The following is a 23,557-nucleotide window of genomic DNA, read 5'->3' as shown; positions in this document are numbered from 1 at the left end:
GCGATTCAGGCAACAGCTTGCGCCAGCGCACCGTGCAGGGGGACGTGGCTGACGACGTAGCGGTGTTTGCCCGAGGCTTCCGGCGCGATCGTATCCAGCATGTTCAGATCGACGACCAGCGTGGCGCCCAGACGTGCACGCAACCCATGCAGGATCGCCTCGCGCGCTGCGTCGCTCCAGCGCGCATCCGGCACCACCTGCACCTCCAGCCGGTCGACCGCGTGCTGGATCAGCTTGAACTGGCCCACGCCGGGGATTGCGCGCAGCACGTAAATTACCGCCAGCGCATGCATGATGCGGCCGTCGGCGGCGACGATGAAATCGGTCTGCCGCCCCACCACCGCATCCAGCACGGCGAGACCGCGACCGCCGGGGTCGGCCCGCCCCGAACGCCTGACCACATCGCCGGTGCGGTAGCGGATGAAGGGCTGCGCCGCCGACACCAGGCAGGTGATCACCGCCTCGCCTTCCTCTGCCGGATTGCCCGCCGCATCCAGCACTTCGATGAGATGCGTCTCGCTCATCTGCAGCAGCGCCCCCTCCGGCGCCTGCAGCGCCATCAGCCCGGCATCGCGGGCGCCGTACTCGACCGAGACCGGCACCCCGAACACGCGTTCGATCAACTCGCGCTGATGCGGAAACAGCGGCTCGCCTGTGCTGCTCACCACACGCAATGCGGCCAGCTTCGGCCGGCTGCCGCGCGCTTCGGCATGGGCGGCCAGCAGCGCCAGGCTGCTGGCATAGCCGTAAATCGCTTTCGGATTCCATGCCTGGATCGCCTGCAGGTAATCGTCCATGCGCGCAGGCGACATCTCGAACGCATTCAGCAGCAACTGGTTGACCAGGCGGTCACGCAGGGATTTGATGCGGTCGGTCTTGTTCAACTCCACCGGTGCGCCCCACAGGTACACCTCACGCTCGCCCGGATTGACGCCCCACCAGCGGCGCGCGCGCAGCCGCCCGGCGGCGTCGGCAGCCTGGCGTGCGCGGCCGAAATGGAAAATCAGCGGCTCGCCGCTGGAACCGCCGGTGGTGTAGGGGAACACCCCGCCCGGTGCGGCGCGCCACACCAGCCGCTCGACGTTGTCGCGGGCGTCGCGCTTGTCCATCGTCGGCAGGCGCGGCAAGTCGCTCGGCAACACCGCCCCGGCCCTGACGGCATCGGCCAGCCCGGCGGCCTGCAGCCTGTCCGCATGCCACGGGCTGTGCGCCAGGGCGCCCTGCAGCAACACGTTGAGATGCCCGGTCTGATAATCCAGCATCTCGCTGCGCGACAGCCATTGCGTGCGTTCCAGTTCGGCAAGCACGGCGAAGGTCGGCCGCTGCATCGCCGCCTCCTGGGCGCGAAACACGCCGCGGGCAAGCCAGGCGGGAACGCTCATGACGGCGTCCTCCGGGGCAGCGCCCTGAAGCGCTCCAGCAATTCGTCGCACAGGCCGATCACGGCAGGCGCAATGTCGGGCGGGCGGCGGCGCTTCACCGACCGCGCATGGATGCGCCCGGCAGTCGCCGCATTGAAGCCAGGCAGGCCGAGAAAATCGTACACCGCTGCGACTTCACGCAACGGCTGTTGCACCATGTCTTCATAAAAAACGACGCGCACGCGCGCATCGGCGGCCAGCTGCTGTTCGAAAAACAGCGCATTGCGATAAAACCACATGATGGCCGCGCCCTCGGCTTCGCTGGCCTCCGGACGGTACAGCGCGGCAAGCAGTTCACGGGTGGCGGGCGACATGCCGCGTCCGCGCCAGTCGCTTGCATCGCCATGCGCCAGACGCTGCCATTGCGGCACAAAATTGCCGAAAGACTTGATCGTCGAGCTGACGCTGTCGCGCCAGTCGCGCACGACCCACAGGGTTTTCGCGGGCGCGAACGCATCCATCAAGGCCTTGACGCGATCGAGTTCACACAATGCCTTGATCACGAAAACCGGCGCCGGGCATCGCAGCGCAAGCTGCCGGATCACGGCCTGATCGCGCATCTCGTACCGCTCGAACGCACGCGGGTCGGTCTCGTGGAACACCCGGGTCATCGCGCTGGCATCCAGCACGTCCATCAAGAGGTTGGTGCCGGAGCCCTGCATCCCGGCAACGAACACATGCTGCGCGAGCGGGCGCGGCAGCACGCGCTGGCGCAGCGCCTTGGCGTGCCGCCACAGCGCATGCCGGATGCGCACAGGCAGGCTGCGGGCGTCATGGCCGGTGGCGGGTTTGGCCTGGTTTGTCATTCGGCGGCTGCGGCGCTTGGATGGATCGATTCCGGCGGTCTCGCCAGCACCTGCTCGAATGCACCCAGCAGCTGCGCCACGCGCTTGTCCCACTGATTGGCACGGGCGTATTCGAGGATCGCGGCGCGATTCCAGTGCGTATTCAGCGCGGCGTCCAGCGCCTGCTGCAAGGCCGCCGCGTCGCCGAACGGCACCACGCTGCCGAGCTCGGCGCGGCAGACCACCTCGGCATTGCCGCCGACGTCGGTGGTGACGACCGGCAGGCCGCAGGCCATGGCCTCGAGAAATACATTGGCCCAGCCTTCGTTGCGGGTCGCCAGCACGAACACATCGGATGCCGACAACGGCCACTTGAGCTCCTCCGGCGGCAGCGCGCCGAGAAAGTGCACGCGCCCGGCCAGGCCCAGCCGCGCAGCCTGCGCATCGAGTTCGGGACGCGTGTCGCCTTCCGGGCTGCCGCCGCCGACGATGAGGTAATGCAGATCCGGGTGGCGCATGAGCAGCGCCGGCAGGCAGTCGATGACGCGGTGCATGCCCTTGCGCTCGACCAGCCCCCCCACCGAGATCAGCACGTGCGCGCCGGCCGGCAGTTCGAACCTGGCGCGCGCGGCGGCCCGGTCGACCGGCTGGAAAATTCCGGTATCCACGCCGTTGCCGACGACTTCGGTTTTTTCGGCGGCGGCGCCGAGCTCGAGCGCCAGCCGGCGCAGGGAATCGGATACCGAGAACACCCGCGTGGCGGCCTTGAGCGTACGTGCCAGGCGCGGGCGCAGCACCGGATCGCGGCTATGCGGCACTTCGGTGCCGCGCAGGGTGATCGTCACCGGCAGGTCGAGCCAGCGCCCCAGCCGGACAGCGGCCTCGCCGTCGGGGTAGGCGAAGTGGGCATCGATCAGGCGTGCGCCCTCGGCCCGCAGGCGGCGCAGCAGGAAAAAACTGCCCAGCGCCATCGCCATGCCGTCCAGCCGGCGCAGCAGCCCGGGCAGCGCCAGAAAGCGCGGATGATAGACGCGGATGCCCTGCTGGATTTCCAGCGCCGGCGCCGGCGGACGGTAGCCGGGACGCAGCCGGCGGATCAGCGACTGGCCGGGAAACCACGGCTGCGGCGAAACGACGGCAAGCGGCCGATGCTGCGCCACACGGAACATGCGCTCGCGAATGAACAGGCCGGCGCCGGGGCGTGCTACGCTGGGGAAGAGTGCACTGAACACGACCAGGTCGACCCGGTGCGGTTCAACTGTGCCTGTCTCAGCCAAGCACCGCCTCCATGCCCGGATTCACGAGGCTGCCGTACACCCCCCGATAACGCGCCACGCTGGCCGCCCAGTTGCGTTCGGATTCCACGAACTGGCGGCCGTTCTTCTTCATGCGGTCCCAGCCCTGCTCGTACTTCAGCAGCGCCACCACCTTGCTGGCGAGATCTCCGGCATTGCCCGCCTGGAACAGCGTGCCGGTCTTGCCGTCCTGGATCAGCTCCTTGTGGCCGCCGACATCGGACGCCACCATCAGCCGCCCCTGCGCCATCGCTTCCAGCGGCTTCAGCGGCGTGACCAGCTCGGTCAGCCGCATCGGGTGGCGCGCATACACCAGCACGTCGATCAGGTCGTAGTAGCGGTTCACCTCGGCGTGCGGCACCCGCCCGGTGAACACCACCCGCTCTTTCAGATCGAGCGCCATCACCTGCCGTTTCAAGGCTGCCTCCTGCGGCCCGCCGCCGACCAGCAGCACCTTCACGTCGGGTATCTGTTTCAGAATCGCCGGCAGCGCATCGAGCAGCAGGTCGAGTCCTTCGTAGGCATAGAACGAACCGATGAAGCCGAGCATCCGGCTGGTGCCAAGACCGAGCTTCAGCTTCAGCCCGGCGTCGGGCTTGCCGCCGACGGCGAATTGGTCGATGTCGACCGCATTCGGGATGACGGTGATCTTGCCGCGTGCGATGCCGCGCGCGACGAGGTCGTGGCGCAGGCCTTCACAAATGACCGTCACCGCGTCGGCATTTTTAACCGCCCAGGTTTCCAGCGCACGCGTCAGGGTATAGCGCAGGCTGCCTTCTTTCGTGCTGCCGTGATCGACCGCGGCGTCCTCCCAGAACGCACGGATTTCATACACCACCGGAATGCCCAGCTTGCGCCCGACGCGTATCGCCGGCACCGCGTCGAGCACCGGCGAATGCGCGTGGATGACGTCGGGCTGTAGCTCGCGTGCCAGCGCCAGCAGGCGCTTTTCAATCGCGCGCATCACTGCGAAAGGGTCGCCGCCTGGCAGCCGGGCGAGCAGCCCGGACGGTTTCGGCGTGCGGTAAAAATGCAGGCCGTCGGCGTCCTCTTCCAGCACGCTGCAGTCGATCTGCTTGGGGCCGGACAGGTGCCAGGTCTGCCAGCCCAGCTTGCGCTGGTTGCGCAGGATCGCCGCGCTGCGGAAGGTATAGCCGGAATGCAGCGGCAGGGTGTGGTCGAATACGTGCAGGATCTTCATGCCGCCTCGCGCTGCGTGTCGTCCATGCCCAGCACCTGCGCCAGGAAAGCGTCGAACATCAGCACCGTCCACAGAATCACCGAATAATCGCGCTGGCCGGATTGATGGGCCTCGACCGCCTTGCGCAGAAAATCCCGATTGAACAGGCCGGTGGAAGCCAGCCGCTCGCCCAGCACCACGCCGCGAATGGTGGCGGCCAGCGGGCCACGGAACCAGGCGGCCAGCGGCACCGAGAATCCCATTTTCCGGCGGTACAGCACGTCGTGCGGCAGATACGGCTCCATCGCCTTTTTCAGCAGGTATTTACCCTCGGTGCCGCGCAGCTTGAGATCGGTGGGCAGCCCCGACACCCAGCCCATCAGCTCGTGGTCGAGCAGCGGTTCGCGCACTTCGAGCGCATGTGCCATACTGGCGCGGTCGACCTTGGTGAGGATGTCGCCGACCAGATAGGTCTTCATGTCGAGATACTGCACCAGCGACAGGGGATCGTCGGTGGGCGCCACCGCCGCATGGCGGCGCAGCACTTCCACCGCTTCGTAGCCCTGCAGCTCGCGTTTGAACGACGGCGAAAACAGCTGTCTGCGCTGCGCATCCGACAGCAGCGAAACGCCGTGGAAATAACCCTCGACCGTATCGCGCGCCAGTGCCTCGAAGGTGGTCTTGGCGCGCAGCACCCTGGGCGCCCAGTCGGCTTTCGGATACAGCCTGCCGAGCGTACCGAACAGCGGGCGCCGCAGCGCGAGCGGCATCGCAGCGCGCATGCGTTCTTCGTAGCGGAACCAGCGGTAGCGCCGGTAGCCGGCGAAATGCTCGTCGCCGCCGTCGCCCGACAACGCGACCTTCACGTGCTTCCTCGCCAGCTCGCACACCCGGTAGGTCGGCAGTGCGGACGAATCGGCATAGGGCTCGTCGTATACCCGGGCGAGCTTGTCGACCAGGCTGAAGTCGTCGGCGGCGACGGTTTCGACGTGATGCCGCGTGCGGTAGCGGTCGGCCACCTGCTGCGCGAACGCGATCTCGTCGAAGGCCGGGTCGTCGAAGCCGATCGAGCAGGTGTTCACCGGGGTGGAGGATTGCGTGGCCATCATCGCCACCACTGCGCTGGAATCGACCCCGCCCGACAGGAACGCGCCGAGCGGCACGTCGGCGATCATGCGCAGGCGCACCGATTCCTTCATCCGCTCGACCAGCTCGTCCATCGCGTCGGCCTCGTCCTTCACCGCCACCGGCGTAAAAGGCATGTCCCAGTACTGCCTGGGCAATGCGCGCGCCTGGCCGCGCTTGAGCGTGAGCGTGAACCCCGGCGGCAGTTTGTACGCGCGCTTGAAAATGGTGCGCGGCTCGGGCACGTAGCCGTAGGCGAAATACTCCTCGACCGCCAGCGGGTCGATGTCGCGCGCCAGGCAGGGATGCGCCATCAGCGATTTCAGCTCCGAGCCGAAAATGAACTCGCCGCTGTCGAGAAAAGCGTAATACAGCGGTTTGACGCCGAAACGGTCGCGCACCACGAACAGCGTTTCCTGCTTGCGGTCCCACAGCGCGAACGCGAACATGCCGCGAAAGCGCGCAACACAGGCTTCGCCCCAGGCCTCCCAGGCGTGGACGATGACTTCGGTGTCGGAATGGGTACGGAAGACGTGGCCAAGCGCTTCGAGCTCGGGCACCAGTTCCTGGAAATTGTAGATTTCGCCGTTGAACACGACCACCACCGAGCCGTCTTCGTTGAACAGCGGCTGCTGGCCGCTGGACAGGTCGATGATCGATAGCCGTCGGTGCCCCAGCCCCACGCCGGGCTCCAGATGCAGGCCGCCTTCGTCGGGGCCGCGGTGAAACTGGGTTTCGTTCATGCGATGCAGCAGTTCGCGCGGAATCTCGTCCGCGCCGCTGGTGTCGAAAATACCGGTGATGCCGCACATAACTTGTCGCTTGCCCCTGTTTCTGTCGAGTTTTCAGGCCGCCTGACGGCGCCCCAGCGTTCGATCGTATACCCTGGCGTAGGCCTCGGCCATGGCCGCAATGCTGAAGCGCTGCTCGGCCTGTCGCCGCGCCTGCCCGCCATGTTCGGCGATGCGCGCCGGCGCGTCCAGATACCCGAGCAAGGCCTGTGCCATGTCGTTGACGTTGCCCGGCGCCACCAGCATGCCGTTGACGCCCGCCTTCACCAGTTCGACATTGCCGCCCACCGCGGTGGCGATCACTGGGAGGCCGCTCGCCTGCGCTTCCAGGACGGTATTCGAGATGCCCTCGTTTTTGGAGGGCAGCACGAACACGTCGAACGCCCGCATGATCTCGGCAATGTCGTGGCGCTCGCCCGGCAGCCAGGCCAGATGCGCAAGTCCGGCCTGTTGCAGCAGTGCCTGGCAGACTCCGCGCGCCGGGCCCTCGCCGACGATGACCAGGCGCGCGCGCTCGGCCCGCTCGGGCTGTTGATGCACCAGCTGGATGAAGGCACGCACAAGCATCGGGTAATCCTTGACCTCGACCATGCGCCCCACCGAGCCGAAAACGATGCTCTCGGGGTGAGCGAACGCCGGCCGCGCCCCCGCACGCGGATGGAATTTCGCGCTGTCGACGCCGTTGTATATCTGATGCAGCTTGTGCGGCGGCACGCCGATGGTCAGGCGCAGCCAGGTTTCGAGATCCTGGCTCACGGCAATATAGTTTGACACCAAAGGCCGGGCCGCACGGCGCAGCAAATTGTATTTCCAGTTGCGCCCATGGAGATCGAACACGTCGCGCCCGTGCTCGCCGTGAACGGTGGCGCGAATGCCGGCGGCGGCGGCGACAAACTGCGCTTCCAGCGCGGCCAGATTGCGAGTGTGCACCAGGTCGGGCTTGAGCTGGCGCAACAGTTTCCACAGCCGCGCCGCCCAGCCGAGGCCGTGCCCCGGTGCGCGCTGCAGCGCATGGAATTCGACCGTCTGCGCGCCGATGCGCCGGCGGAAATCGCTGTAGTCGGTCAGCGCCACCACCGTGTGCCGGTAGCGCTGCGGCGGCAAGACGTTGAACAGATTGACCATGCCGTTTTCCATGCCGCCGGTGTCGAAGCGATGGACGACATGCACGATGTGTGCGGTCACGGCCCGTCAACCTGGTCGAGCGTGCGCCCGATCGCGGGTTCCATGTCTGCGGCAAAGCGCCCCAGTGTGGCAGCCGCGGTCTCGATCTCCGCATCCTCGTAGGGCGTGGCAATCAGCACCGACAGGCCGTCGTCGCGTTTCAGCAGCACCCGGTCGGAGGCCAGGGCCAGCTTGGCCAGATGATCGTTGACGGTGGCATGCCGGTCGATCAGGTTCCACTGCCACGCCAGCAGGCGCTGGCCATTGCTGCCGCGCAGCCTGGCCTGCCGCACCTGGCGCGTCATGCCGCCGATCTGAACCGTGGCGAGCGTTTCGCCGACGTTCGACCACAGCGGATCTTTCTGCCGGATCATGAAATTCTGCGAGTTGATGAGCTCGGCATCCTGCCGCTGGGTGACGTAGTAATTCAGTTCGAGCAGCACATTGCGGCCGGCCTGGGTGTAGGCGCGGCGCAGCTGGCGGTCGGCGCCGATCCAGTGCGGCGTCCAGCTGGTGAACTCCTCGCCGGGCTGCCAGCCGCCCTGCGCCTCAACCTGCAATGCGGGTATGGCCGGCAGCGCGCGCGCGTCGAGCCAGTTGGCGTAAGCCGGCCACAGGCCGGCCACCGCCAGCGCCGCGATCGCCGCTGGCAGGAGCGGACGCGCAGCGGCGCCGTCTGCGGACGACGCAAGCCCGGGCGCGGCAGCGGGCGCGGGCTGCTCGTCTTCGCGCCAGAAACTGCCGATCCAGAACAGTAGCAGCATGACGAGGCCGAAAAACACCCAGCCGTAAATGTAATGATCGATGCCCAGCGCCAGCTTCATGTCGGACAGGTGGGCGATCATCACGATCAGGTAGGCGCGCCCGCTGTTGGCGAAGATCGGCACGACGATGGCGGCGAGCGAGAACAGCAACCGACGTTTCCACGAACGATAGGTGAGATAGGCGTACAGCACGCCGAGCGTGACCGAGGCGATCAGATAGCGCAGGCCGGAGCAGCCTTCGACCACCGACCAGTCGCCGCTCGGGATGCTGAAAAACGTGCCTTCGCGGTACACCGGAATGCCGGTGGCCTGCAGCATCGCCACGGTGAAATCGGCCGTGACCCCCATCAGCGGCTGGATCAGGAACTCGCCCATCGGCACGGCGAACAGCAGGAACATCAGCGGAAAGAAGGCGGCTCGCACGAAAGCCGCGCCGAGCAATGACCACACCGCGGCAATCAGCATGGCGACGAACGCGTATTGCGCAGCAACGTTGACGCTGCCGGCGTCGGCCAGCAGCCAGCCGGCGCCGGCCGCCGCCAGCAGCAGCAGCCCGCGCAGGTCAGGACGCGGCCGGATCTGCGCCAGCACATCGCGCTGACGCCAGATCAGCCAGGCGCTGATGGGAAAGACCAGGTAGCCGTGCGTGAAGGTCTCCGAACGATCCCACACCTCGATCATCGAATGCACGGTCGGCCAGAACGCGGCGCCGAGCAGCAGCAGGACACCCAGGGTCAGCACAGCCGGCAGCAGCCATCCGTTGCGTGCCGTCGATGGAAGGGAATCAGGCAGGGCGTTCATGCGGGGCAGGTCTCCAGGGCAGCGGCAGCGACCGGCGCCGGCTCGAACAGGTCATCGATCGCGCTCAGATTGCGCGTCCAGTCGTAGTGGGTCAGGATGCAGTCGCGCGCCGGCGCAGCGGATCCGGGCGTCTGCAGCCGGGCGATCACCGCACGGGCGAATCCGGCTTCGTCCTGCGCCGGGATGAAATCACGCCCGGCCTCGGCACGGATACCCTCGGCGGCCTGTGCGCTGGCGACCACCGGGCGCGCCATCGCCATGGCTTCGAGCACCTTGTTCTGTACGCCGCGGGCAATGCGCAAGGGTGCCACCGCGCAGGCCGCGTGCGCAAGATAGGGCCGCACGTCGGGCACGCTGCCGGTGACCACGACGCCGGGCTGGCGCGCCAGCGCCCGCACCGCCTCGCTGGGACGACTGCCGACGATGGTGAACTGCGCGCCCGGGACCGCGTCGCGGATGGCCGGGAAAATCCGTTCGGCAAACCAGGTCACGGCGTCGACATTCGGCCAGTAGTCCATGGCGCCGGTGAAGACCACGCCCTGCACGCCGGATGGATATGGATTCGGGTAGTCGCGCAGCGGCGAAAAATAGTCGGCATCGACGCCATTCTCGAACGCGCCGATTTTATGGCGCGCAAGCGGCGCGCGCTGTTGCAGCAGGGCCGCCTCGTCGCGCGACACCAGCAGCGTGGCGTCGAAATCGCATGCCACCCGCGCCTCCCATTCGGCCAGCCTACGGCCTTCGCGCGCATACACCCATGACAACGGCCAGCGCTGCGTCGGCGCGTATTGCGCCCATTTATCGGAGTCGACATCGACCATGTCGAGCACGCGGCGCGCGAGGTTTTCCGGCATGAACTGCGCCATCGCCGAGGAAAATACCAGCCCGCGGGTCACCGTCCCGGAAGCGGCCAGTCCGGCCGCCCAGCGTTTGAGTTCGCGGCTGCGGTAATACGGCAGCGTCAGCGCCTCGCCGGTCAACAGCCCGCTCAGGCTCGCCAGCCTGGCGCGGCATGAATTCAGCGGTACCAGTCTGACGGATGCGCAATAGGGCTGCAGCGCCGCCTGGTACTGCCAGTCGTCGGGGTCGTCGACGAATGCGCCGAGATGGATTGCATAACGTGCGCTCAAATGTCGCAACAGGTGGAACGAGCGAATCTTGTCGCCCTTGTTGGGCGGAAACGGGATGCGGTGAGCGAGAAACAACAGCCCTTCCTTCATGCCCTACCCCAGGTTCTTCACGATATGCGGCCCGATGACGTTGGCGAGCGCCAGCGGCATTTTTTTCCAGGCCTGGATGAAGAGGCGGTACTTGGGGTTGAGCGGATTGATTTCGGGGACGCTTTTGTCGCCCACCAGAAAATACTCGTAATACAGCGGCGTCGGCTCGAAGCCCCAGTTCTTCTTGAAATCGAACGAGCCGGTGCCGCGCTTGCTGCGGCCGAAATCGAATACTTTCAGCCCGCGCTCGCAGGCGCGCCGCATCACTTCCCAGTACATGAAGTCGTTGCCTGCCACCGCCCGCGCCGCCTCCACCCCGCCACCGTAATACGGCAGCACTTCGTCGCGGAAGTAGAACGACATGACACTGGAGATCACCTGGCCATCGAGCGTAACGGTAAGCACCTCGCAATCGTCGCCGAACTCGCTTTTCAGCAAGCGGAAATACTTGCGCGAAAACACCGGCGTACCCAGGCGGTGCACGCTCGCCGAGTAGGCCTTGAAGAAACGGGCGGTGTCGGTGTCGATCTCGCTGACCAGGCCGGCCTTGATACCTTTCCTCACCATCGCGCGCTGCTTGCGCGGAATGGCCGTCATGTTGGCCTCGATTTCGGGTTCGATGGCCTTCTTGAACGTGACGTACAGATCCTTGGTCGGCCAGTGGACATGCTGCGCGCTTTGGTTGCGGTATTCGAGCGCGCCGACCCCGAGCCGTTTGGCCAAGGCCTGCGCGGCTTCGTCGAGCGCACGCCAGGCCGCGTCATGGTCGGCCAGTATGCCGCCGTAGGCGCAGAACGGCAGGGATCCCAGGCTATGGCCGAACAGGCGGCTGTCGATTTCAACCAGCGGCAGCACGCCTGCCAGTTCGCCTCCGCGCTCGGCCAGCAGGAAGTGGCTGCGGTGGCCGAACGCATCCTCGATGACGCGCTTCCAGCCGACACGGTGAAAAAAGCTCGCGTCGGGATGCGCCTGGACATACGCATCCCAGCGCGCGGCGTCGTTCGCCTGCAGCGTCCGCACCGTGACTTCGGCCGCGTCAGCAGCGGGCATGGCAAGAGGTTCGGCGTGTGTATTCAAGGCGCAGGCAGGAACACGCGGTCGACGCGGTCCCATTCAAAATCGTTCAGCAAGCGGCTCAGCCTGTCCGGCATGCGCTGCAAGTTGACGTAGTGGCGGAAGCGCGTCCTGGCCGGCAGCCCTGGCTGACGCGGCTGTCCGGGATCGAGCTCCCACGGATGGAAATAAAACATGCACGGCGCCCGATCCTGCCGGTTGACACGGCGCAACATCCAGCGCGACATCGCGTAGGGCAGCAGGCGGAACCAGCCGCCGCCCGCCGCAGGCAGGTTGCGTCCCAGCAGCGGCAGCGTGGTCGGCGGCAGTTCGAGGATGCCGCCCGCGCCATTCGGGCGGTGCGGAAAGCGCGGCGCGTCGGGCATGCCGTAGTGATCGTGGCGTACCGGATAAATGCTGGAACTGTATACATAGCCGGCGTTTTCCAGCTCTTCGACCGCCCACCAGTTCGCCTGATTGATGGAAAAACTCGGCGCGCGGTAGCCGCGCACTCCGACTCCGCCGAGGTCTTCGAGGATCCGCTTGGCGCGGACGATGTCGTCGCGGAATTCGGTCGGCGTGAGGTCAGACGCGCGCTGATGGCCGTAGCCGTGGCTGGCCAGTTCATGGCCGTTGTCGACGATGCGGCGTACCAGCTGCGGATAGCGTTCGGCGATCCAGCCGAGGGTGAAGAAGGTGGCCTTGGCGTCGGCTTCGTCGAGCAGGCCGAGAATGGCATCGACGTTGCGTTCGACCCGGCACGGCAGCGTGTCCCAGTCTTCGCGCCGGATGTGCGGCGCGAACGCCGACACCTGGAAATAGTCCTCGACGTCGATCGACATGGCGTTCTTCATTCAGGCGGCCCGGGTTCCTTTCTGCCTCGGCAGCCAGCCCTTCAGCGTGTGGGCAATGCGCATCGCCGCGCGGCCATCCCAGTATTCGGGAATGCGCCCGGTCTTGCCGCCGTTCGCCATCACTTCGCTGAACGCCGCCCGGATCGCAGCGGGGTCGGGACCGACCAGGGTATTTGTGCCTTCGGCTATCGTGATCGGTCGTTCGGTGTTTTCACGCAGAGTGAGGCAAGGCACGCCGAGCGCCGTGGTCTCTTCCTGGATGCCGCCGGAGTCGGTCAGCACCAGCTTGGCGTCGCGCATCAGGCCGAGCATTTCCAGATACCCCACTGGCGGCAGGATATGCAGGCCATCGAGCTTGGCGGTGAGGCCGAATTTCTCGATGTTGCCACGCGTGCGTGGATGCAGGGGGATGACGACCGGCAGGCTGCGATTGATTGCGCCGACCACATCCAGCAGCGCAGCGAGCGTGGCCGGGTCGTCGACGTTGGACGGGCGGTGCAGCGTCAGCACCGCATACTGCGGCAGCGGCGTGCCGAGGGTCAGGCTGCCCGGCACCGCACGCGCGAGATTGCGGTGCAGGGTATCGATCATCACGTTGCCGACGAACTCGACGCGTGCGGGATCGATGCCTTCACGCTGCAGGTTGGCGAGCGCGCTTTTCTCCGTGGTGAACAGCAAATCGGAAATCTGGTCGGTCAGCACGCGGTTGATTTCTTCCGGCATGCTGCGGTCGTAGCTGCGCAGACCGGCCTCGACATGGATCACGCGCACGCCGCGCTTGGCCGCCACCAGCGCGCAGGCGAGGGTGGAGTTGACGTCGCCCACCACCAGCACCGCCTGCGGCTGCACGCTTTCTAGCACCGGTTCGAAGCGTCTCATCACCTCGGCAGTCTGCACCGCGTGGCTGCCGGAGCCGACTTCCAGATGGTGATTCGGGCGCGGGATGCCGAGATCGGAAAAAAAGCTGTCGCTCATCGCCGCGTCGTAATGCTGGCCGGTGTGCAGCAACTGCGCGGCGATGCCGGTTTCGGCCAGCGCCGCCATTACCGGCGCGATCTTCATGAAATTGGGACGCGCACCCGCGACGCATAAAACCTGGGTCATGGCCGCTCCTAATGCGCGCTGTCGGAGTGCCCGGACGATGCGTCATCATCCGCCGCGGGCCGCTCGCTCACGGTGTAGAGAATCTTGCGCACGATGGGCAGGATGCGGTTGATCGAACGTTCCATCTGCTCGACGCGCAAGGTCAGCAGCGCCGGGTCTTCGCTGTGCGGCGCGCCGCCCGCGGACAAATGGTTGTTAACGCCGGTGACGCCATGGAAATCCTGGTGCGCCACCTCGTTTCTCAGGTCGGAAATCACCTCGTTGACCTCGGCTTCGCCGAAATGGCCTTTTTCTTCGAGGAATCCGAACAGCAGCAAGCGGTCGCAGGTGGTGTTGAGGCGGCGCGGAATGCCGCCGGTAAAGCGGTGCAGCGCAGTAAACGCCGCGTCATCGAAGCCCGGATTGCCCTGCCAGCCGACGGTGCGCAGGCGATGCTCGATATAGCCGCGCGTCTCGTCGGCATCGAGCGGTCCCAGGTGGTAGGAGGCGACCACACGCTGGCGCAGCTGCTGCATGTCGGGGCTCTGCAGGATGCCGCGAAACTCGGGCTGCCCCAGCAGAAAGGTCTGGATCAACGAACGCTCGCTGTTCTGGAAATTGGACAGCATGCGCAGCTCTTCCACTGCGCGCGGCGTCAGGTTCTGTGCTTCGTCCACCACCAGCAGCGCGCGCTTGCCCTGGCGGCTGGCGGCGCCCAGAAAATCCTCCAGGTTTTTCAGCAGCGCGGACTTGGTCGGGCCCTCGTGCTCCAGTCCGAACGAAGCGGCCACGCTGCGCAGCGTGTCCTCGGCATCGAGCTGGGTCGACACCAGCTGCGCGGCTACCAGATTGTGGGCATCGAGTTGACGGAACAGGTTGCGCACCAGCGTGGTCTTGCCTGCGCCGACCTCGCCGGTGATGACGATGAAGCCCTCGCCGAGCGACAAGCCGTAATCCAGATACGCCATCGCCCGCCTGTGTCCCTTGGAGCCGTAGAAAAAACGCGGATCGGGATTGAGCTGAAAAGGCTTGGCGCTAAAGCGGTAATAGTCTTCGTACATGGACGTTCCGTTGTCTGAGTGGGGCACAGCCCGTGTGCGCGCAGAATGCGAAGCAACGGCTGTGCCATTGCAGAATGGCGGGTCAGAAGCGCATGCCGACCGTAGCCGTGAGCCGGTTTTCGTCGTAGTCTGAATTCGCTGCGTTTGAATCCCGTTGCGTATGGCGGAAAGTCAACGCGCCGTTGAGCTTATCGGTGAAACGGCGGCTGAGGCCAAGGCTGAAGCTGAGAATATCATCCTCCCGGGCCGCACCGCCCGCTGCCACGCTGTCCAGGCTGTTACGGCTGAGCGACAGACCGCCATTCGCGGATGTCGTCGGCGACAAGCGATAGGTGAGGGTGCCCGAGACGGTCTGCACGCGGTCTTCGCCCTGAGTGCTTGTCTGGAACTCGCGGGTCAGGTCGGACAGGCGCACCGAAACGGTCGTTCTTGCCCCCACGTCCCAGGCCACGCCGGTAGTCAGCAGCCTGGAAATGAACACATTGTTGGCGAGCGACGTTCCGAAAAAGAGGTTCACATCGCACTTTGCCGTGACGAGATCAAGCAAGTCCGGCTTGTCAGGAAGCACCGTCCCCGCGGGGCATGACGCAGTCGCTGCCTGGAGATTGCTGTAGTCCACTGCCAGACGCGATATATCGCTCACATCCTCCGAATAACGCACATCCCAGCGGGTCTGGCGTGTCCGGTGGCTGGCAGAAAGGCCATAGACCGGGCCAAAGTAACTCTCTCCTCCGGAAGCCTCAAGGCTAGTCCGGCGCGTGGGCGACCAGCCGAAGCCGACACGGTAGAACGAGCCGCTGGTGTCGGTTGCACTGAGATACTCGTTCGTATCCTCTCCGACTGTGCCGAACACGCGAAACTTCCGCGACAGCGCATAACCCATCGTGGCGCTCACCCGCTCGAACGTGGTATCGGCGCTGCGGCGATAGTCCGTCTTGCGGATCGAATAATCGAGAGACCAGCTCAGATCGTCGAAACGGGTTCCACTGTTCAGGCCCGCCGAAAATGAATTCGAGCTGGAATCGTTGGCGACGTCGTTCTCGAAAATCGCGCCGCTGGCGGTGTAGCGCGCCAGCGCATTGGCAAAGGTGCCGAGACGTTTCCGGATGTAGGGGCTGATCGAGTAGGTGCCGACGGTGGCGCGGTTGCTGTTGTTGACTTCGGCATCGGCGGGCGAGCCCAGCAAGGAAATCAGTTCCTGCGAGACGCGCGCGTTGCCGTCGATGAACAGGAAATCCTCGACCAGTTCGGCTTTTCCGGCGGCACGGAGGTTGTGGTAGAGGTCGTCGCTGTCGTCGCCGCCGAAACGTGCCACGCCGGTCAGGCCATAGTGCATGGTGGCCTGCGCCCGGCGCAGGCCTTCGGAGCGCAGCGTGAAGCCCGGAGTTACGCTTAGAATCACTGCATCTTCAGGTTTGGTCGCGCTTTGATTGACGTTGTCGGTGTAAATGGTAGACGCGTTCAAGGTCGGCTCGAAGCGCCAATCGGCTGCGGCGGCGGCAGAGGCGAAAGCCAATACCATGAAAACAGGAAAAGCGCCTGCCCGGGGAGCTTGTCTGTGCGGCACCGGGTTGGCGCAGTCTGGGCGAAGCTTATTTGCCGGAACTGCCATAGTAGCCATAGTAGTAATCTGCGCCCGGGGTCGGGGTGGTCTTGTTCAGCAGCATGCCCACCACTTCGCATGACTGGATATGCCTCAACGCTTCACGCACCGCCTCCTGCGAGGTTTTTTCGGCTTCCACCACCATGACGATCTGCCCCATATGGGTGGCCAGCACGCTCGATTCGCTGGTCGCCAGAAGCGGTGGCGAGTCGAACAGGATTATACGATCGGGATAACGATTCCCGATATCCTCGACCAGCCGGGTCATGGCGGCGCTCGCCAGCAGTTCGGTTGCGCGCTTGTAGGTGCGGCCGGCCGGCAGCACCGTCAGCTTCGAGATATCGGTCTTGATCAGTACGTCGGACAGCTTGAGATCCTTGTCCTGCAGCACATCCAGCAAGCCCTTGTCGGCATGGATGCCGAGATACTCTGGCACGCGCGGCTTGGCGACGTCGGCGTCGATCAGCAGCACGGTGCGGTCCATTTCCATCGCCATCGAGATGGCGAGGTTGATCGCGCAGAAGCTCTTGCCCTCGCCCGGCAGCGAGCTGGTGACCATGATGAGATTGCCGTTCCGGACCCGCGCGGTGCCCTGGCCAAAGGCATTGGCAATGAGCGGACGCTTGATGATGCGGAACTCTTCGGCGATCTGGCTTTTCTCGGCATCCGGCGCCACTACGCCCATACGGTGGAGGCGCGCCAGATTGATCGACTGCACCTGGCTGTTCCCATCCGGCACCGCGTCGTCATTCGGCGCGCTGAATATAGGCTCGACCGGGGTGGCGACGAAGGGCGTGGCATGGCTGCTGCGCTGCTTGGCGAGCGCGCTTTCGATCAGGCTGTCCTGGCCGGTGAGGCTGCCGGCATCCCGTGATGCCGGCTCAAATGATCCTGCCCCGATCTTGCCCGCTGCTTTTTCAATAATGCTCATGGTTTCTCCTAGCCCGCACGCGACACGACCAGCTGCAGGATCATCACCGCGCCGTATGCCGCGATCAGGCTGCCCAGCGCCGCCAGATAGGTCAGCAGTCCCTTGCGTTTGCGGCGGCGGGTTTCGTCGGTTTCAACCCGCGATACCGCGCCCAGCAGCGGCAGTCCGGTCAGCTCGCGCAGCGCGCGGCGGTCGGTCACGGTACGGCGCAACTGGCTCAGCAGGAAAGCCACCGCCACGCCCGCACCGAGGCCGCCCAGGGTCACCAGCGACAACAGCAGCGGGCGGTTGGGCCAGGCCGGCTGGCTCGGCACGAAGGGCGGATCGATCACCCGGAAATCGACCGTATCGGTCTTGCTCTCGACTTCGCCGGACATGGTGACGGACTCGCGGCGCTTCAGCAGTGCATCGTAGTTCTGGCGATACACGTCGTAATCGCGCGTCAACTGGGTGTATTCCTGCTCCACCTGCGGAATCATGTTGGACGCATTGCGCAGTTCGCCATAACGGCGCTGATATTCGGCCACCCGCGCACCCAGCGAGGAGACCGTTGCGTCGGCCTCGGCGATGGCAATGGTGAGCTGCTGGTAGACCGGGTTCTGGATCCTGGCGCCTGCCGGGTCGGTCTTGCGCTCGGCCAGATCGATTTTCTTCTGCGCTTCCAGTTTATCGATCAGGCGCTTGGTTGCCTGGATGTCGGGATGCAGGTCGGTGTATTGCAGACGCAACTGGTCCATCTGCTTCTGCAGCGCCTGGATGCGGCCGTCGATCTCGCTGTTGGTCGATACTGCGGCGGCAGCCGCGGTGAGTTCCGGCTCTTCGTCGGCCAGCTGGCGCTTGAGCTGATTCCGGCGGTTGGTGGCTTCCTGCTGGTCGAGCTGCGCCTGCCGCAACTGAGCGCTCACTTCAGCCAGCTTGGCATAGTAGTCGCCGCCCTGCCCCGGCATCATTCCGATATGCTTCTGCTTGAATTCCTTGAGCGCGTTTTCGGCGTTGGTCAGCTTTTGCTGATATTGCTGCAGCTGCTCTTCGATGAAGCGCTGCGAGCTGGAGATGTCCTGGCGGGTCTTGCCCAGGCTGGTTTCCACAAAAATGGTCAGCAGCGACTGCACCACTTTCTTGGCGAGATCGCCGTTGGCATCCTGATAACTGATGGTGTAGAGGTTTTCGCGTCCGGCGTCGGCGATGGAAATCTTGCCCGCCAGACCGTTCAGCATGGCTTCGGTCTGTTCGGGCGTTTTCGCCTTCACGTCGAGGTCGGTCATGCGCGCGACCCGTTCCAGCGTCGGGCGGCTGACCAGCTGACGCGTCATCAGCTTGATCTGCTGCTCGACATTGGGCTCGGCCGCCAATCCCGACAACAACGGCTTCAACAGTGTTTGCGTATCCACATAGACGCGAGCCGACGCCTGAAAGCGGTCGGGAATCATCATGACCCAGGTCCAGCCGACAATGCACACCAGCCAGGCCATTGCCACGCCCCACCAGCGTCGCTGCCAGGCGGCTTTGGCATAACCCAGAATTTGTTGCAGCATTTGATCCATGCGGACGTTCCACCATCAAAAAGCGCCCGACAGCCTGCGGCCCGGGCACACGCGCCGCTCAGGGCGGCGCAGACAAACCTAGAACAGGCTTTCGGGCACCACCAGCACATCACCCGGACGCATATCGACGTTGGCCGAAACGTCGCCGCCTTTCAGCAGGTCTTCCAGGCGCACGCCGAGGCGCTCCTGCTTGCCGTCCACGGTACGCAGAATGTAGGCCTTGTTGCCCGCGGCGAAATCAGTGAGCCCGCCGACCGAAATCATCAGATCGATCAGGCTCATTTTTTCACGGTAGTTCAGTGCCTGCGGCTTGGCCGCTTCGCCGACCACGCGGAGCTGCTGGTCGAACGGCCCGATGCCGCCGGCGACGATGACGGTGACGATGGGTTCCTGGATGTATTTGGCGAGCGCCTTCTCGATGTCGCGCGCCAGCTGGCTGGGGGTCTTGCCGGAGGCCTGGATATCCTCGACCAGATTCATGGTCATCTTGCCGTCGGGACGCACCGGGAAGCTGCCGGACACCTCGGGATTGCGCCAGACGAACACCTGGACCGAGTCGCCCGGCCCGACCAGATAGTTCCAGTCGTAGCTGCCCGTCTGCGCGGGGGCGGGCGGATAGGTCGGCGTGCTGGAACAGCCCGCCATGGCGGTCATGGCCAGCACCACACCGACGCGCGCAATGTGCTTGTTGATCGTAAACATTTCCACCCTCCCTTATAGGCTGTTAATCCGCTGGCATTATGCCAGAGCGAATTAAAAATCCGTTTCATCGCCAAAGACAGCAAGCAAGCAGCGGACCAAACCGCAAACGCTTCGGCACCTTGATAAACAAGGAGTTGCGCGCGCCTCGCCTCGCCGGGACGTCGACCACTCGACAACGGTGTCGTAAGGCTGTCGCCTGCCGCGGTATCATGCCGTCCATGAGCCCTTACACAGTCGACAGCCTCGATGCCCTGCGCCAGCACATCCGCGAATTTGCGCGTGCCCGCGCCTGGGAACGCTACCATACTCCCAAGAACCTGGCGATGGCGCTGAGCGTGGAGGCAGCAGAGCTGCTTGAGCCCTTCCAGTGGCTGACGGCAGAACAAAGCCACCACTTGAACGCCGAACAGCATGAGGCGGTGCGCCAGGAAATTGCCGACGTGCTGATCTATCTGACCCGGCTGGCCGACGTGCTGGAGATCGACCTGCTCGAGGCCGCCGCCGACAAGCTGGCGATCAATGCGCGCAAGTATCCCATCGACCGGGCGTATGGCAATGCGCTCAAATATTCATGCCCTCCCGGGCATTCGGACTTTTCGGATGACTGACCTGTATTTCAAACACCACGTCTTTTTCTGCACCAACCAGCGCGACGACGGCGCCAAATGCTGCGGTGCATCCGGCGGCCAGCACATGCGCGACTACCTGAAGAAGAAGGTCAAGCACGCCAACCTCAATGGCGAAGGCAAGTGCCGCATCAACAGTGCCGGCTGTCTCGACCGCTGCGACGAAGGCCCGCTGCTGGTCGTCTACCCGGAAGGCGTCTGGTACACCTACGTGGACGAAACCGACATCGATGAAATCTTCGAAGTCCACCTCAAACAGGGGCGTATCGTCGAACGCTTGCAGTTGAAGTGACCCGCCCGGGCAAAGCGGCCAGCATGAAGCGCTACAAGCTGCGCATCCCGGTGCCGGCCGGCAAGCTGGAGACCGTGATCGACGACCCCGAGAACGGACGCCGCGGGCTGCTGCTGGTCGCGCACCCGCACCCACTGCACGGCGGCAGTCTCGATAACAAGGTCGTCACCACCCTGGCCAAGGCGGCCAACGAAGCGGGCTGGGTCAGCGTGCGCCCGAATTTCCGCGGTGTCGGCATGAGCGACGGCGAATTCGATGCCGGCGTCGGCGAAACCGAGGATTTGCTGGCGGTCGCCCGTTTCGTCGAAGCCAGCTACCCCGGCCTGCCCTGGGCCCTGGCCGGATTCTCGTTCGGTGCTTTCGTGCAGCACCGGCTGCGCCAGCAACTCCCCGCACAGCGGCTGATCCTGGTCGCGCCGGCGGTCACCATGTACGAATTCGACCCGGTCCCGCCCGACACCGTGGTGATCTACGGCGACGCCGACGAACTCATTCCACCCGCCGCCATTCGTCTGTGGGCGGAGCAGCAGAAGCTCTCCACCAAAATCGTCCCCGAAGCCGGACACTTCTTTCACGGCAGGCTCAAGGAGCTGAAGCAGGCTTTCACTGAGGCCTGCCCGTGCTGAAGGTGCGCGGCCTCACCAAGAAATACGGCGACACTGCGGTGGTGCGTGGCCTTGATCTGGACGTCAGGCGCGGCGAGTGTTTCGGTCTGCTCGGCCCCAACGGCGCCGGCAAGACCACCACCCTGCGGCTGCTGCTGGGGCTGATCGAACCCGACAGCGGCAGCATCGAACTGGCCGGCATTGCAGTACCGAAACACGCGCGCGAAGCGCGCATGAAAGTCGGCGTGGTACCGCAAATGGACAATCTCGACCCCGATTTCAGCGTACGCGAAAATCTGCTCGCCTACGGCCGCTATTTCGGCATGGACAGGTCCGCCATCGCCGCCCGCGTGCCCGAGCTGCTCGAATTCGCCGGGCTCGCCAGCAAGGCCGACGCGCCGATCGAGCAGTTGTCCGGCGGCATGAAGCGGCGGCTCACGCTGGCGCGCGCGCTGGTGCACGACCCCGACATCCTGTTCCTCGACGAGCCGACCACCGGGCTCGACCCGCAGGCGCGCCATCTCATCTGGCAGGGACTGCGGCGGTTGCTCAACGAGGGCAAGACCATCGTCCTCACCACGCATTTCATGGACGAGGCCGAGCGGCTTGCCGATCGCCTCGTCATCCTCGACCATGGCCGCGTCGTCGCCGAAGGCGCACCGCGCGCACTGATCGAATCACATATCGAGCCCGCCGTGGTCGAAGTGTTCGGCGAAGACATGGCCGACTGGACGCGCGCGCGCGCGGCCGGCCTGTGCCAGCGTTTTGAAACCGTCGGCGAGACCCTGTTCTGCTATACCGGCAGCCCCGATACCGTGATCGCTGCGCTGAAGCAGGTGCCTGCGCTACGCTATCTGCACCGGCCGTCGAATCTCGAAGACGTGTTCCTCAAGCTAACCGGTCGCGATTTGAGGGATTGAGCGCATGACGCATTTTTTTCGTCTCCCACGCCTGTCGTGGCGCTTCATCCCGGTATGGCGGCGCAACTACCTGGTGTGGAGAAAGCTGGCCATCCCGTCCATCCTCGGCAATCTGGCCGACCCCATGCTGTACATGCTGGGCCTGGGCTACGGCCTCGGCAGTCTGCTGCCGGATATCGGCGGCATGCCCTACCTGACCTTCCTCGCCGCCGGCACCGTGGCCTACAGCACGATGAACGCCGCCACCTTCGAGGTGTTGTACTCGAGCTTCTCGCGCATGCACGTGCAGCGCACCTGGGATGCCATCCTAAACACGCCGCTCACGCTCGACGACGTGATGCTGGGCGAACTGACCTGGGCGGTGGCCAAGAGCCTGCTGTCCGGGCTGGCGATCCTGGGAGTGATCTGGGGACTGGGTCTGTACGGCAGTTTCTGGATGACGCTGTGGCTCATCCCGATGGTGGCGCTGGTCGGTTTTTGTTTCGGCGGCATGGGCCTGGTGATGAACGCGGTATCGCCGAGCTACGATTTTTTCCTCTACTACTTCACGCTGGTGATCACGCCGATGGTACTGCTGTGTGGCGTGTTCTTCCCGGTATCGCAACTGCCGCCGCTGCTGCAAAACATATCGGCCTGGTTGCCGCTCTCCCACGCGGTCGACCTGGCGCGCCCGCTGGTCATCGGCAGCATGCCCGACCGCATTGCGCTGCACGCCACCGCGCTGCTGGCTTACGGCAGCCTGGGCTATGTCGTCGCGCTGGCGCTGACGCGGCGGCGCCTGCTCAAATAGTCAGACGCCGGCCGCCTGCCGGTCGGCGTGATAGCTCGATCGCACCATTGGTCCGCAGGCGGCATGCCTGAAGCCCATCGCCAGCGCCTCCTGTTCGAACTGTGCGAAGCGTTCGGGGGTGACGAAACGCAGCACCGGCAGGTGGTGTTGCGAGGGCTGCAGATACTGCCCGAGGGTCAGCATGTCGACGTCGTGCGCGCGCAGATCGCGCATCACCTGCAGGATCTCGTCGTCCTCCTCGCCCAGCCCCAGCATCAGCCCTGATTTGGTCGGGATGCCGGGATGACGCGTCTTGAAGTCCTGCAGCAGCTTCAGCGAATGCGCATAGTCGGCACCGGGACGCGCCGCCTTGTACAGGCGCGGCACGGTTTCCAGGTTGTGGTTCATCACGTCGGGCGGCGCGCCGTCGAGCATGTCGAGCGCCTTCTCCAGCCGGCCGCGGAAATCCGGGGTGAGGATTTCGATGCGGGTGGCCGGCGAGGCCTTGCGCACCGCCGCGATGCACTGCGCGAAATGCCCGGCCCCGCCGTCGCGCAGGTCGTCGCGGTCGACGCTGGTGATCACCACATATTTCAGTGCCATCAGCGCGATCGTCTCGGCCAGGTGGCGCGGCTCGTCGGCGTCCGGCGGCAGCGGCGTGCCGTGGCCGACGTCGCAGAAGGGGCAGCGCCGCGTGCACAGGTCGCCAAGAATCATGAAAGTGGCGGTGCCGTGGCCAAAGCATTCGCCGAGGTTGGGGCACGAGGCCTCCTCGCACACCGTGTGCAACTTTGCCTCGCGCAGGATATCCTTCAGCCGCGCCACGTTCGGCACGTTGGGCGACTTGGCGCGGATCCAGGGCGGCAGGCGCAGGCGCGGCTGCGGCACGATCTTGATCGGAATGCGCGCGGTCTTGGCGGCGCCTTTGTGCTGGAGGGGGTCTGCCATAATATGCTCGGAACAACGTC

General features: G+C 65.1%; 22 protein-coding genes. 5 read left to right on the top strand and 17 right to left on the bottom strand.

The features are described from left to right. Nucleotides 1-5: 5 nt before the first annotated feature. From B059_RS0104200 to B059_RS0104125, 16 genes are all read right to left on the bottom strand, one after another. Complete coding sequence (locus B059_RS0104200; RefSeq protein ID WP_018076995.1) at nucleotides 6-1,382, bottom strand: phenylacetate--CoA ligase family protein; 1,377 nt, start codon at nucleotides 1,380-1,382, stop codon at nucleotides 6-8. Beyond that, on the bottom strand, nucleotides 1,379-2,227 hold the full coding sequence (locus B059_RS0104195; RefSeq protein ID WP_018076994.1) for a sulfotransferase family protein: 849 nt from the start codon (nucleotides 2,225-2,227) through the stop codon (nucleotides 1,379-1,381). The genes B059_RS0104200 and B059_RS0104195 overlap by 4 nt, the downstream gene beginning before the upstream one ends. Next, nucleotides 2,224-3,483 (bottom strand): glycosyltransferase, encoded by a 1,260-nt coding sequence (locus B059_RS0104190; RefSeq protein ID WP_018076993.1) that lies wholly within the window; start codon nucleotides 3,481-3,483, stop codon nucleotides 2,224-2,226. The genes B059_RS0104195 and B059_RS0104190 overlap by 4 nt, the downstream gene beginning before the upstream one ends. Further along, complete coding sequence (locus B059_RS0104185) at nucleotides 3,476-4,702, bottom strand: TIGR04063 family PEP-CTERM/XrtA system glycosyltransferase (RefSeq protein WP_018076992.1); 1,227 nt, start codon at nucleotides 4,700-4,702, stop codon at nucleotides 3,476-3,478. The genes B059_RS0104190 and B059_RS0104185 overlap by 8 nt, the downstream gene beginning before the upstream one ends. Continuing rightward, the gene (locus B059_RS0104180) at nucleotides 4,699-6,618 is read right to left on the bottom strand and encodes an XrtA/PEP-CTERM system amidotransferase (protein ID WP_018076991.1); all 1,920 of its coding nucleotides are present in this window, start codon (nucleotides 6,616-6,618) and stop codon (nucleotides 4,699-4,701) included. Before B059_RS0104180 ends, B059_RS0104185 begins: the two co-directional genes overlap by 4 nt. A 33-nt stretch (nucleotides 6,619-6,651) precedes the next feature. After that, complete coding sequence (locus tag B059_RS0104175) at nucleotides 6,652-7,782, bottom strand: TIGR03088 family PEP-CTERM/XrtA system glycosyltransferase (protein WP_018076990.1); 1,131 nt, start codon at nucleotides 7,780-7,782, stop codon at nucleotides 6,652-6,654. Beyond that, nucleotides 7,779-9,326 (bottom strand): exosortase A, encoded by a 1,548-nt coding sequence (gene xrtA / locus B059_RS0104170; protein WP_018076989.1) that lies wholly within the window; start codon nucleotides 9,324-9,326, stop codon nucleotides 7,779-7,781. The genes B059_RS0104175 and xrtA overlap by 4 nt, the downstream gene beginning before the upstream one ends. After that, entirely contained in the window at nucleotides 9,323-10,546 is a 1,224-nt protein-coding gene (locus B059_RS0104165; protein ID WP_018076988.1) for a TIGR03087 family PEP-CTERM/XrtA system glycosyltransferase, read from the bottom strand. The genes xrtA and B059_RS0104165 overlap by 4 nt, the downstream gene beginning before the upstream one ends. A gap of 3 nt (nucleotides 10,547-10,549) precedes the next feature. Further along, nucleotides 10,550-11,596, bottom strand: coding sequence for a FemAB family XrtA/PEP-CTERM system-associated protein (locus B059_RS0104160; protein ID WP_018076987.1), 1,047 nt, complete (start codon nucleotides 11,594-11,596; stop codon nucleotides 10,550-10,552). 23 nt (nucleotides 11,597-11,619) lie between these two features. Next, on the bottom strand, nucleotides 11,620-12,453 hold the full coding sequence (locus B059_RS0104155) for an XrtA system polysaccharide deacetylase (RefSeq protein WP_018076986.1): 834 nt from the start codon (nucleotides 12,451-12,453) through the stop codon (nucleotides 11,620-11,622). Next, on the bottom strand, nucleotides 12,454-13,557 hold the full coding sequence (gene wecB / locus B059_RS0104150) for a non-hydrolyzing UDP-N-acetylglucosamine 2-epimerase (protein WP_018076985.1): 1,104 nt from the start codon (nucleotides 13,555-13,557) through the stop codon (nucleotides 12,454-12,456). It abuts the gene before it with no gap. Nucleotides 13,558-13,565: 8 nt separating this feature from the next. Then, nucleotides 13,566-14,597, bottom strand: a complete 1,032-nt coding sequence (locus B059_RS0104145; protein ID WP_018076984.1) for an XrtA/PEP-CTERM system-associated ATPase — start codon at nucleotides 14,595-14,597, stop codon at nucleotides 13,566-13,568. An 82-nt stretch (nucleotides 14,598-14,679) separates the two neighbouring features. Further along, complete coding sequence (locus B059_RS0104140; protein WP_018076983.1) at nucleotides 14,680-16,119, bottom strand: TIGR03016 family PEP-CTERM system-associated outer membrane protein; 1,440 nt, start codon at nucleotides 16,117-16,119, stop codon at nucleotides 14,680-14,682. A gap of 70 nt (nucleotides 16,120-16,189) precedes the next feature. Then, nucleotides 16,190-17,131 (bottom strand): XrtA-associated tyrosine autokinase, encoded by a 942-nt coding sequence (locus B059_RS0104135; protein ID WP_018076982.1) that lies wholly within the window; start codon nucleotides 17,129-17,131, stop codon nucleotides 16,190-16,192. 8 nt (nucleotides 17,132-17,139) lie between these two features. Then, the gene (locus B059_RS0104130) at nucleotides 17,140-18,666 is read right to left on the bottom strand and encodes an XrtA system polysaccharide chain length determinant (protein WP_245538725.1); all 1,527 of its coding nucleotides are present in this window, start codon (nucleotides 18,664-18,666) and stop codon (nucleotides 17,140-17,142) included. A gap of 87 nt (nucleotides 18,667-18,753) precedes the next feature. Beyond that, a complete protein-coding gene (locus B059_RS0104125) occupies nucleotides 18,754-19,377 on the bottom strand; it encodes an XrtA/PEP-CTERM system exopolysaccharide export protein (RefSeq protein ID WP_018076980.1) in 624 nt (207 codons plus the stop codon). A 218-nt stretch (nucleotides 19,378-19,595) separates the two neighbouring features. On the opposite strand from B059_RS0104125, the gene B059_RS0104120 reads away from it, so the two are divergent. From B059_RS0104120 to B059_RS0104100, 5 genes are read left to right on the top strand one after another with little or no spacing between them, the layout of a single operon-like run. Next, a complete protein-coding gene (locus B059_RS0104120; protein WP_018076979.1) occupies nucleotides 19,596-19,985 on the top strand; it encodes a nucleotide pyrophosphohydrolase in 390 nt (129 codons plus the stop codon). Beyond that, entirely contained in the window at nucleotides 19,978-20,295 is a 318-nt protein-coding gene (locus tag B059_RS0104115) for a (2Fe-2S) ferredoxin domain-containing protein (protein ID WP_018076978.1), read from the top strand. Before B059_RS0104120 ends, B059_RS0104115 begins: the two co-directional genes overlap by 8 nt. A 23-nt stretch (nucleotides 20,296-20,318) precedes the next feature. Further along, complete coding sequence (locus B059_RS0104110; RefSeq protein WP_026177301.1) at nucleotides 20,319-20,921, top strand: alpha/beta hydrolase; 603 nt, start codon at nucleotides 20,319-20,321, stop codon at nucleotides 20,919-20,921. After that, on the top strand, nucleotides 20,915-21,820 hold the full coding sequence (locus B059_RS0104105; protein ID WP_018076976.1) for an ATP-binding cassette domain-containing protein: 906 nt from the start codon (nucleotides 20,915-20,917) through the stop codon (nucleotides 21,818-21,820). The genes B059_RS0104110 and B059_RS0104105 overlap by 7 nt, the downstream gene beginning before the upstream one ends. A gap of 4 nt (nucleotides 21,821-21,824) precedes the next feature. Further along, nucleotides 21,825-22,610 carry an ABC transporter permease gene (locus B059_RS0104100; RefSeq protein ID WP_018076975.1) on the top strand — a complete coding sequence of 262 codons (786 nt, stop codon included), beginning with the start codon at nucleotides 21,825-21,827 and terminating at the stop codon, nucleotides 22,608-22,610. On the opposite strand, the gene lipA is transcribed toward B059_RS0104100, so the two are convergent. Then, nucleotides 22,611-23,537, bottom strand: a complete 927-nt coding sequence (lipA, locus tag B059_RS0104095) for a lipoyl synthase (protein ID WP_018076974.1) — start codon at nucleotides 23,535-23,537, stop codon at nucleotides 22,611-22,613. Nucleotides 23,538-23,557 lie beyond the last annotated feature (20 nt).

This window comes from Thiobacillus denitrificans DSM 12475 (assembly GCF_000376425.1).
GTDB lineage: Bacteria > Pseudomonadota > Gammaproteobacteria > Burkholderiales > Thiobacillaceae > Thiobacillus > Thiobacillus denitrificans.
The sequence above is the reverse complement of the archived record's forward strand: the minus strand, read 5'-3'. Positions and strand labels throughout refer to the sequence as shown.